Annotated in this window: 1 protein-coding gene; it reads left to right on the top strand. The window is 35.1% G+C overall.

Annotated elements, in window-relative coordinates; translation table 11 throughout:
- Positions 1 to 1,177: amino acid adenylation domain-containing protein (locus BVC87_RS22995; RefSeq protein ID WP_159439410.1), on the top strand; the 1,177-nt coding region annotated here is incomplete at both ends.

Consider the following 1,177-nt stretch of genomic DNA (forward strand, 5'->3'; position numbering starts at 1 on the left):
CTATCAATCTGGTATTAAGTAACCAAGTTAATAGAGGAGTATTAGAAGGAAAAAAAGACCTTACCATTGTGGCTTTAGATAGCGATTGGAATGAGCTTATTTCGAAGTATCCAGATGATAGTTTAGAAAGAGTTACTTCACCAAGTCATTTAGCGTATGTAATGTACACTTCAGGAAGTACAGGACGCCCAAAAGGAGTTCAGGTAACCCATACAAACATTGTGAGTTTAGCCACAAGTTGTGATTATGTAGCTTTAAATTCAGACACCGTTTGGTTATCAACAGGTTCCATTTCTTTCGATGCTGTAACTATAGAATATTGGGGTACATTATTAAATGGTGGAGAATTAGTTTTAGCAAGCAGAGAAGTATTATTAAATACCTCAAGTTTCAAGTCCTTGATTTTAGATAAAGGGGTGAATACTTTATGGATGACTGCTTCATGGTTCCATCAAGTGGTTGAAGAAGATACAAGCATATTTGCTTCATTAAGATATTTATTAGTTGGGGGAGACATCGTCTTGTTTAACTACACGAATACGGTAAAAGAACTATATCCAGATTTAAAAATAATTAACGGTTATGGTCCTACAGAGAATACTACATTCTCAACTACTTATACTATTGAAAAAACGCAGACTACCCTTCCTATAGGTAAACCGATCAAAAACAGTGTTGCATATATCGTGGATTCTGCAATGAATTTAGTTCCATTAGGTGTTGTAGGTGAGCTAGTTTTGGGAGGGACTGGAGTTGCCAGAGGGTATCTAAACAATGAAGAGTTAACTAATGATAAGTTCATTAGCAATCCATTTGCAGCAGGTGACCGATTATACAAAACAAGAGATTTAGCGAAGTGGTTACCAGATGGGAATATCGAATTTATAGGAAGAAAAGATACACAGGTAAAGATAAGAGGATACCGTATAGAATTAGGAGAGATAGAAAATGCATTATCGAATTTAGTGTCAGTAAGTCAATGTTGTGTATTAGCTAAAGAAACAAGTACAGGTAATAAAATACTAGTGGGTTATGTAGTTTCAGAAGATGCTTTTGATAAAGAAGCAATTCAAGAGGCATTACAAGAAGATTTACCAGGTTATATGATTCCATCAATTTGGATAGCATTAGATACAATGCCATTAACGGCCAATGGTAAATTAGACAGAAGAGCTTT

This window comes from Tenacibaculum agarivorans, from assembly GCF_001936575.1.
Lineage (GTDB): Bacteria > Bacteroidota > Bacteroidia > Flavobacteriales > Flavobacteriaceae > Polaribacter > Polaribacter agarivorans.